Origin of the sequence: Saccharothrix sp. S26 (assembly GCF_021390395.1) — a bacterium.
In the GTDB taxonomy this organism is placed as follows: Bacteria; Actinomycetota; Actinomycetes; order Mycobacteriales; family Pseudonocardiaceae; genus Actinosynnema.
Genome location: NZ_JAJUWT010000002.1, coordinates 91157 through 106740 on the forward strand (window position 1 = coordinate 91157; position 15584 = coordinate 106740).

Here is a 15584-nt window from a genome sequence, read left to right on the forward strand (position 1 = left end):
CTGATGGCCCCGACCGCGCCCGAGAACCTGGAGGACGACGTCCGCGCCGCGATCGCCGGCGACCGGCGGGCGATCTCGTCGCTGCTGGCCGCCGTGCGCCCGCTGGTGGTGCGCTACTGCCGCGCCCGCGTGGGCAGGCAGGAGCGGTCGGCCGCCTCCGCCGACGACGTGGCCCAGGAAGTGTGCCTGGCCCTGCTGACCGCGTTGCCGACGTACAAGGACCACGGTCGGCCGTTCCTGGCGTTCGTGTACGGGATCGCCGCGCACAAGGTCGCCGACGCCCACCGGGCGGCGTTGCGCAACCGCGTCGAGCCCGTGCCCGAGCTGCCCGACGCGCCGGACGACGACCACGTCGGCCCGGAGCAGTCGGCGTTGCGGGTGGAGCTGGCGCAGCGGATGGGCGAGCTGCTGCGGCTGCTGCCGGACAAGCAGCGGGAGATCCTCGTGCTGCGGGTGGTGGTGGGGCTGACGGCCGAGGAGACCGCCGACGCCGTCGACGCGACGCCCGGCGCAGTGCGGGTCGCGCAGCACCGCGCGCTCAGCCGGCTACGCAGGGAAGTCGAGCGCTCCCTCATCACTCAACGCATCCGGTAGTGGGTGTCAACTGGTCCGTTCGCGCCTCAAACGCGTCCATTCGGAGTAACTTCGAGTGAGTCGCGTCATCCCTGCGTGGGACCGGCGTCGCGTTCGCATGTGCCCCCGAGGGTCGTCCAGCGCGCGGACGCCGAGGAGCTCGCGATGACAGCAGTGGTGGTCGGGTTTTCAGCTATGCCGAGGGTTCGTGGCAACGCGGGGAGGGCGGTGGTGTCGGTGCCGAGCGAGGACGTCACGTCCTCGCCGACGCGGTGGGAAAGAGGTCCGGAGGCGCACGTCGAAGCGGCGGTCAGGGGAGACCGGCGGGCGGTCGAGGCGTTGCTGGCCGAGATCAGGCCCGTGGTGGTGAAGTACTGCCGGGCCAGGGTCGGCCACGGGCAGCGGTCGTCGGCGTCGGCGGAGGACGTGGCCCAGGAGGTCTGCCTCGCCGTGCTGAAGGCGCTGCCCAACTACCGGGAGCAGGGCAGGCCGTTCCTGGCGTTCGTGTACGGGATCGCGGCGCACAAGGTCGCCGACGCGCACCGGGCGTCGGCGCGCAACCGCGCCGAGTCCGTGCCGGAACTGCCCGACAGCGCGGGGGCCGAACCCGGTCCCGAGCAGCGGGCGTTGCAGGGGGAGCTGTCCGAGCGCATGGGGCAGCTGCTCACCGTGCTGCCGGACCGGCAGCGCGAGATCCTGGTGCTGCGCGTCGTGCTCGGCATGTCCGCCGAGGAGACCGCCGAGGTGGTCGGCTCCACGCCCGGCGCGGTCCGGGTGGCGCAGCACCGGGCCCTGACCCGGTTGCGCAAGGCGTTGGACGAGGCGCAGCGGGGCGGGTGAGCGTCCCTCAGTGCCGCCAGCGGGTCCGCGCGGCGATCTCCTCCGGTGAGCAACCGGCGAACCGGGCGACCTCGCCGCGCCGCACGTCGACGATGGTCGCGGCGAACTCCGCGCCGAACGCCTCGGTCAGCACCTCGTCCGCCTCGAACGCCGCCACGGCCTCCTCCAGGCACGTCGGCAGGCGCTCGGCGCCCGGCAGCGCGGCCGGGTCGACGCCCACCGGCTCCGGCAGCCGCGCCCGGTCCACGATCCCGGCCAGCCCCGCCGCCATCGTGGCCGCCACCACGAGGTACGGGTTCGCCGACAGGTCGTAGCACTTGACCTCCAGGTCACGCCCCGCGACCAGGCGCAACGCCGCCTCGCGGTTCTCCAGCCCCCACACCGCGAACGCGCCCGCCCAGTGCCCCGGCACCAGCCGCAGGTAGCCCGCCACCGACCCGACGCCGATCGCGCACAGCGCGGGCAGCCGCCGCAGCACACCGGCGGCGAACGCCTCGGCGTCCTCGGTCAGGCCGAACCAGCCCTCGCCGCCGTCGAACAGGTTGCGGCCGTCGCGCCACAGGCTCAGGTGCAGGTGGCCGCCGTTGCCGACGCCGTCCGCGGTGACCTTCGGCGAGAACGACGGGCGCAGGCCGTGCCGCAGCGTGATGGCCCGGATCGTCTCCCGCACCAGCACCGACGTGTCGGCGGCGTGCACCGGGTCCTCGGGCGTGGTCGACAGCTCGAACTGCCCCGGCGCGTACTCGGGGTGGAACTGGAGCACCTCCACGTCCTGCTCGGCCAACGCCGACAGCAGGTCCGCGGCGTAGTCCGACAGCTCGACCTGCCGGGCGTGGCCGTAGGCGGGTCCGGTGGCGGCGGGCCGGAACTCGTCGGTGTCGCCCTGCCCGACGACCCACTCCACCTCGAAGCCCGCCTGGACCTCGTAGCCGTGCACGGTGAGCCGGTCGGTCACCGCCCGCGCCAGCCCGCGCTCGTCCTGCGGGTGCGGCTGCCCCTGCTGGTCGAAGCGGTCGGCCGGGGCCCACGCCCAGCCGGGCTGGCCCGCGAGCACGGTGAGCCGGTCCAGGTCCGGGCGCAGCCGCAGGTCGCCGACCGGACCGCCCGCGTGCCGCCCGGCGACGATCGTGTCGTCCAGCAGGAACGCGTCGAACACGGGCGAGGCGCCCACGCCGTCCGCGGCGGCTCTGGGCAGCCCGGCCAGCGGCACGGACTTCGCCCGCGTGATGCCGCTGTGGTCGACCCAGGTGAGCGCGACCGCGACCACGTCCTGCTCCAGCAGGTCGTCCACCAGCTCGGCCGCCAGCGCACGCCGGTGCTCCCGTTCCGCTGTGTCCATCTGGCGTGGTTACACCAGCTCACTACTGTTCAACAAGTGGACCGGTTGCTGCCTTGCGTGGGGTCGTTGCGCCTCGTGGACCACCACTGCCACGGGGTGCTGGGCGCCGACCTCGACCGGGCCGGCTTCGAGTCGAACCTGACCGAGGCCGAGTCACCGTCGCCGTTGGGCACGACGCTGTTCGACTCCTCGTTGGGCCTGGCGGTGCGGCGCTGGTGCGGGCCTTTGCTGGACCTGCCGCCCATGGCGCCGGCCGAGGAGTACGTGGCGCGTCGGCGGTCGTTGGGCGCGACCGAGGTGAACCGGACGCTGGTGTCGGCGGCCGAGATCGCGACGTTCCTGGTGGACCGCGGCACGTGGCCGGAGGGGTTCGTGGGGCCCGCTGTGTTCACCGGTTCGCGTGAACTCGCCGTGCTGCGGCTGGAGCGGTTGGCGGAGGACGTCGTGCCCGAGGGGGCCTCGGGGTTCCCGGCGCGCGTGCGCGAGGCGTTGGACTCGACGACGGCGGTGGCGGTGAAGTCGATCGCGGCTTACCGGGTGGGGCTCGACCTCGACCCGGCGCGACCGTCCGACGCCGAGGTCGTCGCGGCGGCCGATTGGTGGCTGACCTCGGGCTCGACCCGGTGCGCGGACGCCGTGATCAGCCGGTTCCTGGTCTGGGAGGCGCTGGACCGCGGGCTGCCCGTGCAGTTCCACGTCGGCTACGGGGACGCCGACCTGGCGTTGCACCGGTGCGACCCGCTGCTGCTCACCGACCTGCTGCGGGCCACCGCGCCGCTGGGCGTGCCGGTCGTGCTGCTGCACAACTACCCGTTCCACCGCCACGCCGGGTACCTGGCCCAGGTGTTCCCGCACGTGTTCGTCGACGTGGGGCTGGCCACGCACGCCGTGGCGCACCAGGCGAGCCGGGTGCTGGCGGAGGCGTTGGAGATCGTGCCGTTCGGCAAGTTCCTGTTCTCCACCGACGCGTTCGCCCTGGCCGAGCTGTACTACCTGGGCGCGGTGTTCTTCCGCCGCGCGCTGTCGGATTTCCTGTCGGCCGGGCTGCGGGAGCATGCTTTCGCCCTGGCGGACGCGGAACGGATCGCGCACCTGATCGGGTGGCGCAACGCGCACCGGGTCTACCGCTTGGAGTAGAGTCTCGAACGGGTGTTCGGCTCTGGACGGGGGTGGTCTGTGGGCCGCAGCGCCAACCTGCCGCGCGGGCTGGTGGATCGCTTCCGCGCGCGTGGCGACGTCTGGCCGGACGACACCGGCTGCTCGATGCTGCACGTGGACATGGACGCCTTCTACGCGTCGGTCGAGATCCGCGACCGGCCGGAGCTCGCGACCAAGCCGGTGGTCGTGGGCGGCACGGCGAACCGGGGCGTCGTCGCGTCGGCCAACTACATCGCGCGCGAGTTCGGCGTGCGCTCCGCCATGCCCACTTCGCACGCCCGCCGGCTCGCGCCGCACGCGGTGTTCGTGCCGCCGAACTTCGCCCGGTACCAGGAGGTCTCGCGCGGGGTGATGTCGATCTTCCGCGACATCACGCCGCTGGTCGAGCCGTTGAGCCTGGACGAGGCGTTCCTGGACGTGAGCGGTGCGCTGAAGCGGATGCGGCTGGGCCCGGCGCAGATCGCGAAGCTGATCCGGGAGCAGGTGGAGCAGGCGCACGGCATCACCTGCTCGGTGGGCGTCGCGCCGACGAAGTTCCTGGCCAAGCTCGCGTCGGGGATGTGCAAGCCGGACGGCCTGATGGTCGTGCCGCGTGACGAGGTGCTGGCGTTCCTGCACCCGCTGCCGGTGTCCGCGCTGTGGGGCGTGGGGCAGCGGACGGCCGAGCAGCTCGACCGCGTGGGGCTGGAGACCGTGGCGGACGTGGCCGCGGTGCCGTTGCCCCGGCTGCGCAGGCTGATCGGGGTGGCGCTGGCCGAGCACCTGCACGCGTTGGCGCAGGGGCACGACGACCGGCCCGTGGTGCCGTCCACGCGGGAGAAGTCGATCGGCGCGGAGGAGACGTTCGAGGTCGACCACTTCGACCGCGAGCTGCTGCGGCGGGAGCTGCTGCGGCTGTCGGAGCGTTCGGCGGCGACGTTGCGGGCGCGCGGGCTGCGCGGGCGCACGGTGTCGATCAAGGTGCGGTTCGCCGACTTCACCACGATCACCCGGTCGAAGACGTTGCGGGTGGCCACGGACGTGGCGCAGGAGGTCTACCGGACGGCGTCGACCCTGCTGGACGAGCAGGTGCCGCCCGGCGCGGTGCGGTTGATCGGAGTGCGGATCGAGCAGCTGGTCGAGGGCGACGACGGCGAGCAGTTGATGTTCGACGCGCCGGAACGGGGCTGGCGCGAGGCCGAGCAGGCGGCCGACCAGGCGCGGTCGCGGTTCGGCACGGCGGCGATCCGCCCGGCCTCCCTGCTCAAGCAGGGCCCGACCCGCTCGGGCCTCAAGGAACCGAAACCGGACCGGGGCGATACGGCTTCCCGACCTCCGTGACCGAGCCGTTCGGGTGGTCACGGGCCTGATCGCCGGCTGCGCGCGCCGATCACCCGGCACAGTGGAGCCGTGGACCGCTTCTGGGGCCTGCTCGCACCCTCCGAGCACGAGGTGCTCACCGCGGCGGGCGTCGAGCGCGACTACCCGTCCGGCGCGGTGATCTGCCACGAGGGCGAGGTGACGCGGCACGTGCTGGTCGTGCGCCGCGGCCTGCTGCGGGTGACCGCCACGACGGCGAACGGCAGCGAGAAGGTGCTGGCCGTGCGCGGGGCGGGCGACATCGTCGGCGAGCGCTCGGCGGTCGACGGGCGGCCGCGTTCGGCGACGGTGCGGGCCCTGGGCGCGGTGCGGGCGCTGGTGCTGTCGGCCGATTCGTTCGCGAGCCTGTGCCAGCGGCACCCGCGCATCGCGTGGACCGTGCTGATCGTCGTGGTGGCTCGGCAGCGTGACACGGACCGGCAGCGGATGCAGATCAGCGGCACGGCCACGCAGCGCGTCGCGGCCGTGCTCATCGACATGGCGCTGGAACGCGGGATCGCCGACCAGGGCGCGATCGCGTTGAGCCAGGAGGAGCTGGCGGGCATCGCGGGCACGTCCCGGGAATCGCTCGTGCGGGTGCTGCGCGCGCTGCGTGAAGAGGGCATCATCAGCACGGGGCGGCGCAAGATCGACATCCACCGGGTGAGCCGGCTCTACGACTTCACCAACTGATTTCCCCGTGTGCGTCATCTGACGCAGAGCGCGGCCTCCGAACCTCCTACAAATGAGGTGTCAGCCGAGTTCAGAGGGGGAGTCATGAACCACATCGAAGAGCCCGCCAGGTCTCGCCGGCGGTTCACCGAGCGCCTCGCCAGCACCCTCGTCTTCACCGCCGTCATGCTGTGGGCGGCCGTGGTGATCATCGTCAAGTCCGATGTGGACGGCGTGGTCGCGCTCGCCGTCTCGTTCGTCCTCGCGGGTGGCCTGGTGGCGGTGTACGACGCCTGGCGCGAGGTGCGCTCCGTCCGCCGCGAGCTGGACGTGGAGATCCACGAGGACCTGGTCCGCCTGTAGACCAAGCGGCGGCCAACGAGGGGTGGCTGCCGTTCTCCGGGGCCTTTCGCGGACTGGTCGGGTCCGCGGAAGGCCCCCTTTTTCCGTGAGTTGTCCACAGGCCACCGAGTTGTCCACAGTTCGCGATCCGGCTGTCGACCGCACCGCCCGACTGGCCGATGGTGGACACATGCGCACCACCAACCGCACCACCATCGACCTCGACGCCCTGGGTGGCCTGTTCCCCGAGCGCGTCGCCACGGCCTCGGAGCTGCTGGCCCTGGGCCTGCCCGGCGGGGAACTGGCCTTCCGCTGCCGACCGCAGGGGCCTTGGCAGCACGTCCTGCCCGGCATCCTGCTGCTGGCCCGAACACCGCCGACCCGTGCCCAACTCGTGCGGGCGGCCCTGCGTTACGGCGGCCCGCAAGCACTCCTGACCGGCTTGGACGCCCTGCAACTGCACGGCCTGCGGGCACTGCCCGCCACGGGCCCGGTCCACGTCCTCGTCAACCGCCCGCTCGAACCGACCGCCAAGGTCCGCATCACCCGCGTGCGCCGTGCACCGGACCCGGTCCTGCGCCGCGGCTTCCTGACCGTCCCCCTGGCGAGGGCCGCCGTGGACACCGCCCGGGCGCTGAGGGCGCGTGACGACATCCGGGCCGTCCTGACCGAGGTCGTCCGCCACGGTGGCGTCCCGCTCGCCGATTTGAGAGCGGGCCTGGCGAGGGCGTCCGAACCGGCGCGGCAAGTCCTCTCCGAACTGGCCGACGGCGTCCGCTCGGTCCCCCAAGCCTGGGCCAGGGCCGTGCTGGACGACCTGCCGCTCCCGCCACCGGCCTGGGGCGTGCGCCTGTCCACCCCGGAGGGCCGCCCCCTGGGCACCGCCGATGCCTGGTGGAACGACCGCGCCCTGGCCTGGCAGTTCAACACCGCAACCCGAATCCCGGACCTGCTGACCGCCGCCGGCGCGACAGTCCTGCACACCACCCCGACCGACCTGCGCCAATCCCGAACCTCCGTAGCGACGGCCCTCCTCCACGCCGCCATCGAAGCCACCACCCGCCCGAGGCCCCGAATAACCCCTACCTACCACCATCCAAGGAAGCCACCAACCCACCTCTAACCCCGGCGCTTGCCCTCCGGCGCTTGCCCTCCGGCGCTTGCCCTCCGGCGCCTGGCCTCCGGCGCAGGACCCTCAGCGCAGGACCCTCAGCGCCTGGCCTCGTCGCACGGCACCCGGCCGCGCCTGCCCAACTCCCACCCCACCCCACCCCCACTCCACGCCCACCCCACTCCACCCCTCCCGAACCACTCACCCGACCCGCACTCGAGCCCGCCGTACTCGGGACCGGCCCACCTGCGCCTGACACGAACTCCAACCATGAACTCCCAATTACGGACTCCCGACCACGGACTCCCAACCACCGACCCCAGCCGCTGTGCACCCGACCACCACGCGGAGAACCGCCAGCCTGCGCCTGCCGGCCTGCTGTGTGCCCAACCACCCGCGCGGACCGGCCTGCGTGCGCCCACCTACCCGTCCAACCACCGACCCCCAACCACGGACCCCCAGCCGCTGTGCACCCCGACAACCATGCGCGGAACCGCCAGCCTGCGCTTGCTGGCTCACCTCAACCTCTGCCTTGAACTGCCGTCCGTCACGCGCGGGATCGCCGGCCTGCGCCTGCCCGCCTGCCGTGCGCCGGACCACCCGCGCGGGACCGGCCCGCGTGAGCCTGCCTACCCACTTCAACCACCGGCCCTCAGTCGCCGTGCGCGCGACCACCATGCGAGGGGACCCCCGGCGTCCTCCTGCCCGCCCACTCCCGACCAACTCACCCCGAACCGCCGTGCACCCCGACCACATGCGCGGAATCGGCTGGCGTGCGCCTGCCTACCCGCCCCCACCACCCACGTCCGACGAACATGTGCCGGACCGCCGTGTTGGGGACCGCCCGCCTGCGCCTGCCCGTCCGCCGGCCTGACAGCCGTGCGCCCAACGCCCGTGCGCCGGCCACCCGTCCCCGCTCGCCTGCACCTCACCGCCCTTGCCCGCCTGCCCCTGCCCGACCATCCGTACCGGCCCCCGACGATCCACGGCTCTCGGTCCGGCAGCACCACCCAACCGGCCGCAACCGACACCCATCGCCCACGCCCAACCGACGCACCCAACTCAGCGACCCCGCCGAACCGGCCGGGCGTGGCCCAACCCCGACACCGGGCCTGCCCCGACCGACCGGCTGGAGGTCCCAACCCAACGCGGCCCCGATCCGCTGGCTGCCCGCTGCCATCGGATCCGTCGCGTCGACCCACAAGGAAGGAGGAGCCGACCGAGCGCGCGAGGCATGCGCTTGGTAGCTAGCCGGCGCTCGGATGATCACCAGTCGCAGTGGTGTGGGCACGCTCGGTGATAGGGGGATCGAGGGGTGGCTTCGTGATCCCGTATCCGGCCTCCGGTGGCACCGCCGGCGTGTTCGCGAACAAGATCAACCCGGCCGCGAGTGGTTGTGATTTCGGTCTCGATTGGTGTGGTGGGATGCGTCGGAGTGCGACTACACGGCGTAGTCAGACAGTGGCGAACGTGGGATGAAGGGAGGGTGGCGCGAAAGTTGCGGGACGCTTCGGGTCACGAATCAGTGATCCTGGGCCCTCGATCACCCGTGCAGGGGAGTGAACACCTGGGCTTTCCGGGGCCTTGACAGTTGGCCTCGGGTCGACTCGCGCGACCTCACGGTGGTCTGACCGTTGACCCGTGAGGATGATGGTGACAGAACGAACCGCTTAGGGGCACGGACTGGGTAGTCGCCGAGCCTCGCGAATCGTATCCTGGTTGTGACGCCCCCCGGGCGGGGCGTCCGCCGGGACCGGCGGCAACCGTGATTACCCGGCGCCCGCGACCGCTGTGCCGGAGGAGGAGCCATGCCACTCTCCGAGCACGAGCAGCGACTGCTCGACCAGATCGAGCGCGCGCTCTACGCCGAGGACCCGAAGTTCGCATCCACTGTGCGCGGTGCCAAGCTGCGCAAGCCGTCACGACGGCGTCGCATCCAGGGCATCGCGTTGTTCGCCGTGGGTGTGGCGCTGCTGGTGACGGGTGTGATGTTGCCGAAGCTCGCTGGTATCCCGGTGGTGAGCGTGGTCGGCTTCCTGTTGATGTTCTTCGGCGTGCTGCTCACCGTGACGACGTTGCGTCGTGGTGACCAGGGTGCCGAGGAACCCAGCGAGGAGGGAAGCCGGCCCAGCCGCAGCTCGTTCTCACAGAAGATGGAAGAACGTTTCCGTCGCCGTTTCGAGGACGAGTAGTCCGCGCGACAGCCCGACCGAACGACTGAACAACGCACACGGCCCGCCCCGGAAACTTCGGGGCGGGCCGTGTGCGTGTCGTCCTGGTCAGTGGGCCGGGGCGCAGTGCCCCGGCGTCACCCCACCAACCGGTGGTTCCCGATCACCCGTCGGAGTCCAGCTCCGCCGGCGGCTTCGGCTGGAGCACCGACCGGGGCAGCACCTTCGCCTTCAACGCCAACGGCGCGTTGCGGTTCAGGCTCTGGCGCACGCTGTCGACCGCGCCGGGCAGGGACGGGTCCGCCGCCGCCTGCGTGCTGTACCAGGACCGCTCCACCGCGCCGACCACCGCGCGCAGCCCGTCACGGCCCTGCTCGTCCAGGTTGTGCGCCCGCACCAACCGCCGCGCGGCCACCCGCACGGTCTCCGTGCGCGGCACCCTCGTGCCCCGGTCCACGGACTCGGCGACCAGCTCCTGCCAGGCCGCGCCGGCCGCGTCCGGCCCCAGCCCGGCCACCGCGCGCAACCGCTGCCGCCGCCGCCAGGCCCGCACGGCCGCCGGAGTCCCCGCCGCCAGCACCAGCAGCACCACCACGGCCAATGGCCACGACAGCAGCGCCACCGCCAACGCGAGCACGACGGCCCACCCGACCACCGCGGCCGCCAAGGCCGCCGGACGCAGCCACGGCAGCCGCAGCAGCCGCGCCAGCCACGCCGGCCGTTCCTTCCGGGCCCCGCCGACGCCCACGGCCACCGTCGCCAGCAGCGCGATCAGGCCCACGACCCACAGCGCCACCAAGTGCCACGCCGGCGTCGGCTCCGCCTCCTGCGTCGTCCCGTCCTGCCCCTGCGCGTCCGGCGCGGCCGAAGCCGAGGCCGACGCGCCCACGGTCGTGGTGGTGGTAGTCGTGGTCGTCTGGCCGGTGCTGGAGCCGTCCTCCTCGTCGTCCGGGTCGAGGCCGGCGATGTACGGCGGCGTCACGCCGCGCCCGTCCGACAGCGGCGTGGGGTCGAACGTCATCCAGCCGTAGCCGGGGAAGTAGATCTCCACCCACGCGTGCGCGTCCTGCGACGTGATCGTCTGCACCTCACCGGTGGCGTAACCGGCCGTGAAGCCCAACGCCACGCGCGAGGCCATGCCGACCGACCGCGCCATGATCGCCATCGCCGACGCGTACTGCTCGCAGAACCCCTTGCGGCCGTTGAGCACGAAGTCCTCCAACGCGTCCACCGACGTGTTGCTGTCCGCGGTCTGCGTCGTGTACTGGTAGCCCTGCGTGCCGTCGGTGAAGTGCCGGTACAGCGCGGTCGCCCGGTCGAACTGGTTGTCGTACCCGGCGACGATCTGCTGCGCCAACTCCGCCACCGGGCCCTCGACGCCCGGGGCCTCCAGGTACGCGGGGTCGACGTCCAGCTGACCGAGGGACTTGCGCAGCGTGTCCGCCGACGGCGTGTCGAACACCGTCTCCAGCCGGTACGGCTCCGACTTGCGCGGTCGGACGCTGTAGATCATCCCCCGGCCCGGGTCGTACCTCCAGTTCTCGTCGACGTCCTGCACCGCACGCGGCCGGCCGTAGACCGGCAGCCAGTTGTCCACCCAGTTCACCGGCTCGATCCGGACGCTGGTGACCTCGCCACTGCCGGGGTCGCCGGGCTGCTCGGGCAGCGGCCCGTTCGCGGGCACGCCCTCCGGCATGTTCCCGCCCAGCTCCCAGCCCTTGTCCGGCACGTACTGGCGCAACGTCATCGCCCGCAGGTACGCCGACGTGGCCGGCATGTCCCGCACCCGGAACAGCTCGCGCGGCGCGCCCTGGTTGAGCATGCCGCGCAGTTGCGTCATCGGGTCGATGCCCAGCCCGCCGCTGCCACCGCCGATCTCGTCACCGGTGCCCGGCAGCCTGCCGACGGTGCCGACCAGGGTCAGGCTCCCGCCCGCCAGCAACGCCACCACCACGGCCAGCCCGGCCACCGCGGTCGCCGCCGGTCCCGACCCGCTGTTCCCGGCACCGGACCGCCTGCCGCGCCACGCCTCGTGCCGGTGCTGCCCGTCCACGGCCAGCAGCAGCGCGAACGCCCCCGCGCCGAACACGAACGTCCACAGCGGCAGCATCTCGTCGGCCAACGACGCCGGCACCGCGAACACGCACAGCAGCACCAGCCCGGACGCGGCGGGCGCGGCCAGGCCGACCGCCAGCGTGTCCACCAGGATCGCGACCAGCCCGATCGCCACCATCACCAGGCACCGCATGGCCGGGCTGTCGGGCACCGGCGGCACACCGGTCTGCACCTCCGACAACGCCTCGCCCAGGACGCCCAGCAGGTCCTGCAACGACTGCGGGCCGGGCAGCACGACCAGCACGCCGCTGCGGGTGAAGATCGTCACCAGCAGGCACGTCAGCGCCAGCACCTGCCCCAGGGCGGTCACCGGCGCGGGCAACCGGGTCGCCCGCAGCAGCACGCCCGTGCCGCCCACCACCGCGATCGCCACGGCCAGGTACACCAGCCACAGCACGCCGGAGATCACGCTGGACAACGCCGTCGCGGCGCACAGCGTGGCCAGGCCGGCGACCGCGGGTGTCGCGCTCACCACCCAGTTGCCCTCGCCCGCCGCGGCCGTCCTGCCGGTCATCAGCCCACCTCCGTGCGCACCACCGGGCCGCGGTTGCCCGCGCTGTGGCACAGCTCCTGCCAGACCTGCCCCATCGGGGTCGACGGCCGCGCCACCACCACGCCCCACCCCGCGCCGCTCAGCAACCGCTGCGCCTCGGTGGGATCCGGCGCGGGCTCCTCCGACGTGGACGCGGACCCCCACGCGCCGACGTCCATCACCACGGCCAGGCTGCGCGTCCCGCGCGGCCGGTTGCGCACCAGCGCGTCCACCACGGCCGGCGTGCTGCCGCCGAGGATCGCGATGACCTCCTGGCCCGCGCCGGGGTCCAGCCCCGCGGCGGGCTCGCGGCGGTGCGAGGGCTGCAACGCGGCCAACGCGTCCAGCACCACCGCGTCGCTGTACCCGCTGTCGCCCGGCCCGCCCGCCAGCACCCGCCCGTCGTCACCGACCAGGCGCACCTGGTGGCCGTAGCGGTGCAGGTGCAGGCAGATGGAGGCGGCCAGCGACACCGCCCACTCCAGGCTCGCGCCGGGACCGCTGCCGCGGTGCGCGACCAGCCGGTGGTCCAGCAGCACGGTCGTGCCGCCGCGCCACGGCCGCTCCTCGACGCGCACCATCAGCTCGTCGCGCCGGGCGGTCGAGCGCCAGTGCACCTTCCGCAGGTCGTCGCCGTGCCGGTAGGGCCGCACCACCGCGTCGTCCTCGCCCTGCCCGGCGCGCAGCCGGATCGAGCCGTCGTCGCCCGACCCCATGCCCGACCCGCTCGGCAGACCCGTCAGCGCCACCACGCGGGGCACCACGACCAGCCGGCTGCGGCCCGCCATCTCGCGGTCGAACTCGGCCAGGCCGAACGGGTCGGTGATCCGGGCCATCAGCGGGCCCACCTGCTGCACGCCGCGCATCACGGGCTTGAGCTGGTACCGCAGCACGGTCACGATGTTGCGCGGCAGCCGTTCCACCAGGAACCGCGGGCGCGCGCCCAGCGCGTACGGCACCGCGTCCTCCAGCAGCAGCCCGCCGGTCGGCAGCCGACCGGCGCTGCGCAGCTCCACCCGCACGTCCGTGGCCGAACCCACCTGGACGCGGCTGGGGTGCAGCAGCCGGGTCGCGTGCAGGCCGACCCTGGCGCGCTGCGCGAGCCAGGCCGCCAGCAGCGGCAGGGCCACCACGAACGCCGCCACGCGCAGCAGGTCCCGCTCGTTGAGCACGATCGCGCACAGGCCGGCCGCGAACCCCGCGGCCAACAGGCACCGGCCCCGGGTGGTCAGCCCGGACAGGGCTCCGCGCATGTCAGCGGTGGTGGTTCGGGTTGACGCTGTGCAGGAACTGTCCGGTCGGATCGTGCGCCGCCTGCGGCACCGGCACCCGTTGCAGCAGGTTGCGCACCAGGTCGGCGGGCGAGCGGCGGGCCGCCTGCGCCTCGGCGGTCAGCACCAGGCGGTGCGCCAGCACCGGCACGGCCACGGCGTGGATGTCGTCGGGCACGACGAAGTCGCGCCCGGCCAGCGCGGCCTGCGCCCGTGCCGCCCGCACCAGCTGCAACGTCGAGCGCGGCGACGCGCCCAGCCGCAGCTCGGGCAGCCGGCGGGTGGCGCCGACCAGCTCCACCGCGTACCGGCGGATCTCCGGCGACAGGTGCACCCGCCGCACCACGTTGACCAGCCGCAGCACCTGCTCGGCGTCGGAGACCGGCCGCAGGTCGGCCATCGGGTCGTGGCCCGCGTGCTCGTCCACCATGGCCAGCTCGGCCTGCAGGTCCGGGTAGCCGATGGAGACCCGCGCGGTGAACCGGTCGCGCTGGGCCTCGGGCAGGGCGTAGGTGCCCTCCATCTCGATCGGGTTCTGCGTGGCGATCACCATGAACGGCGAGCCGAGGGGGTAGGTCTGCCCGTCGACGGTGACCTGGTGCTCTTCCATGCACTCCAGCAGCGCCGACTGGGTCTTCGGCGAGGCGCGGTTGATCTCGTCGCCCACCACGATGTTGGCGAACACCGGGCCGGGGCGGAACTCGAAGTCGTTGTCCTGGCGGTTGTAGATCGACACGCCGGTGATGTCGCTGGGCAGCAGGTCCGGGGTGAACTGGATGCGGCTCACGGTGCAGTCGATGGACCGGGCCAGCGCCTTGGCCAGCGACGTCTTGCCGACGCCCGGCACGTCCTCGACCAGCAGGTGGCCCTCGGCCAGCAGGGTGACCAGCGCGACCCGGACGACGTCGGGCTTGCCGACGATGACCTTCTCCACGTTGGCGGCGATCCGGCCGACCGCGGCGTGCAGCTCCCCGAGCGCTTCCTCGCGGACCGGCGCGTGGTTGCCGTGCGCCGCCCGGTTGTCGCCGCCCGTGGTGGTGCCCTGGTTGACCGCGGGCGCGCCGTTGCCGCCCCCGTAGGAGTGTTCTGGCAGCGCGGCTGGCTGTGTACTCGGAGTCACTCGACCTCCTGGAGCAGGGCGCGGCCCTACCGCGACCGGTTCGCGGTGGCGGTGAGCGTTTCACGCAGTGTGTCAAACCAGGGCGAAGCGCCCTACACCGATTGAACAGTTTCGCGGACCGGGTTTCCACGGCCGCCGCGACCACCCTCTCCACCCCGCCCCACCACGACTCCCCACCACGGGCACCGATGAACCGGTTTTGCCCGATTTCGCTGGGCCATCCGGGTGGAGTTCGGGCCTGTCGGGCTCACCCGCGGAGGTGGTCGCGGCCGGCGTCCCCCACCGTGCTCCACCCCGGCCATCTTCGCTCTACCTGCGTAAACGTTCCAGGACCAGCTGTGCAACCACCCGTTTCAGCGTTGACTGTGGTGAAAAGTGGGGTACTGTGGCGGCCGGTGGGGCAGACGGGGGCCTCACTGCCGGTCGGAAGTGGAGCTTCCGGCGTCGGGAGGTGGGCGCCGTGTTCCTGGGCACGCACTACCCGAGGCTGGACGACAAGGGCCGACTGACGCTGCCTGCGAAGTTCCGGGACGCGCTAGCGGGGGGTCTCATGGTCACCAAGGGCCAGGACCACTGCCTCTACGTGTTCCCGCGGGCCGAGTTCGAGCAGATGGCGCGCAAGGTGGCGGAGGCTCCGTTCACGAACGAGGCCGTCCGCGCCTACCAGCGCTACCTGTTCGCCGGGACCGACGAGCAGCGGCCGGACGGCCAGGGCCGGGTGTCGATCGCACCGGAGCTGCGGCGGTACGCGGGGCTGACCAAGGAGTGCGTGGTCATCGGCGCGATCAACCGCCTGGAGATCTGGGACGCGCAGGCGTGGCAGCGCTACCTCGAGGAGCACGAGGACAGCTACGCCACGGCGCGCGAGGAGGTGCTGCCCGGCGTCTTCTAGATCGGCTGGCTCGGCCGTTGTTTCGAGGTTTCGGGTGCCGTGAGGCCTCGGTCCGCTCGGCTTTCGGCCCTGGCGCACCTTCCCCGGCGCCAGGTCCGACGGGCGGGCGG

13 protein-coding genes are annotated in these 15584 nt (G+C 73.0%); 9 read left to right on the top strand and 4 right to left on the bottom strand.

The features are described from left to right. Window positions 1–3: 3 nt before the first annotated feature. Both LZG04_RS02875 and LZG04_RS02880 read left to right on the top strand, forming a co-directional pair. Window positions 4–594: a sigma-70 family RNA polymerase sigma factor gene (locus LZG04_RS02875; RefSeq protein ID WP_233812776.1), complete on the top strand. Its 591-nt coding sequence runs from the start codon at window positions 4–6 to the stop codon at window positions 592–594. A 210-nt stretch (window positions 595–804) separates the two neighbouring features. Further along, the gene (locus LZG04_RS02880; protein WP_374202782.1) at window positions 805–1413 is read left to right on the top strand and encodes a sigma-70 family RNA polymerase sigma factor; all 609 of its coding nucleotides are present in this window, start codon (window positions 805–807) and stop codon (window positions 1411–1413) included. 7 nt (window positions 1414–1420) lie between these two features. Here the strand turns inward: LZG04_RS02880 and LZG04_RS02885 are convergent, their stop codons facing one another. After that, on the bottom strand, window positions 1421–2752 hold the full coding sequence (locus LZG04_RS02885) for a glutamine synthetase family protein (protein ID WP_233812781.1): 1332 nt from the start codon (window positions 2750–2752) through the stop codon (window positions 1421–1423). Window positions 2753–2788: 36 nt separating this feature from the next. Here LZG04_RS02885 and LZG04_RS02890 point away from each other — a divergent pair, with 36 nt between their 5' ends. From LZG04_RS02890 to LZG04_RS02915, 6 genes are all read left to right on the top strand, one after another. Then, a complete protein-coding gene (locus LZG04_RS02890; RefSeq protein ID WP_233812784.1) occupies window positions 2789–3889 on the top strand; it encodes an amidohydrolase family protein in 1101 nt (366 codons plus the stop codon). Window positions 3890–3961: 72 nt separating this feature from the next. Beyond that, entirely contained in the window at window positions 3962–5230 is a 1269-nt protein-coding gene (locus tag LZG04_RS02895; RefSeq protein WP_374202789.1) for a DNA polymerase IV, read from the top strand. 69 nt (window positions 5231–5299) lie between these two features. Next, window positions 5300–5941, top strand: coding sequence for a Crp/Fnr family transcriptional regulator (locus LZG04_RS02900; RefSeq protein ID WP_233812788.1), 642 nt, complete (start codon window positions 5300–5302; stop codon window positions 5939–5941). 84 nt (window positions 5942–6025) lie between these two features. Continuing rightward, window positions 6026–6283 (top strand): hypothetical protein, encoded by a 258-nt coding sequence (locus LZG04_RS02905; protein ID WP_233812791.1) that lies wholly within the window; start codon window positions 6026–6028, stop codon window positions 6281–6283. 169 nt (window positions 6284–6452) lie between these two features. After that, window positions 6453–7385: a hypothetical protein gene (locus LZG04_RS02910; protein ID WP_233812793.1), complete on the top strand. Its 933-nt coding sequence runs from the start codon at window positions 6453–6455 to the stop codon at window positions 7383–7385. Window positions 7386–9181: 1796 nt separating this feature from the next. Beyond that, entirely contained in the window at window positions 9182–9565 is a 384-nt protein-coding gene (locus LZG04_RS02915; protein WP_033437744.1) for a DUF3040 domain-containing protein, read from the top strand. Window positions 9566–9707: 142 nt separating this feature from the next. Here LZG04_RS02915 and LZG04_RS02920 read toward each other — a convergent pair whose 3' ends face one another. The 3 genes from LZG04_RS02920 to LZG04_RS02930 are packed head-to-tail and all read right to left on the bottom strand — an operon-like array spanning window position 9708 to window position 14582. Beyond that, on the bottom strand, window positions 9708–12173 hold the full coding sequence (locus LZG04_RS02920; RefSeq protein ID WP_233812795.1) for a DUF3488 and transglutaminase-like domain-containing protein: 2466 nt from the start codon (window positions 12171–12173) through the stop codon (window positions 9708–9710). After that, a complete protein-coding gene (locus LZG04_RS02925; RefSeq protein ID WP_233812797.1) occupies window positions 12173–13444 on the bottom strand; it encodes a DUF58 domain-containing protein in 1272 nt (423 codons plus the stop codon). The genes LZG04_RS02920 and LZG04_RS02925 overlap by 1 nt, the downstream gene beginning before the upstream one ends. Window position 13445: 1 nt before the next feature. Further along, window positions 13446–14582: a MoxR family ATPase gene (locus tag LZG04_RS02930; protein WP_233812799.1), complete on the bottom strand. Its 1137-nt coding sequence runs from the start codon at window positions 14580–14582 to the stop codon at window positions 13446–13448. Window positions 14583–15042: 460 nt separating this feature from the next. On the opposite strand from LZG04_RS02930, the gene mraZ reads away from it, so the two are divergent. Then, entirely contained in the window at window positions 15043–15474 is a 432-nt protein-coding gene (gene mraZ, locus LZG04_RS02935) for a division/cell wall cluster transcriptional repressor MraZ (protein ID WP_073899631.1), read from the top strand. The last annotated feature ends 110 nt before the right edge of the window (window positions 15475–15584 follow it).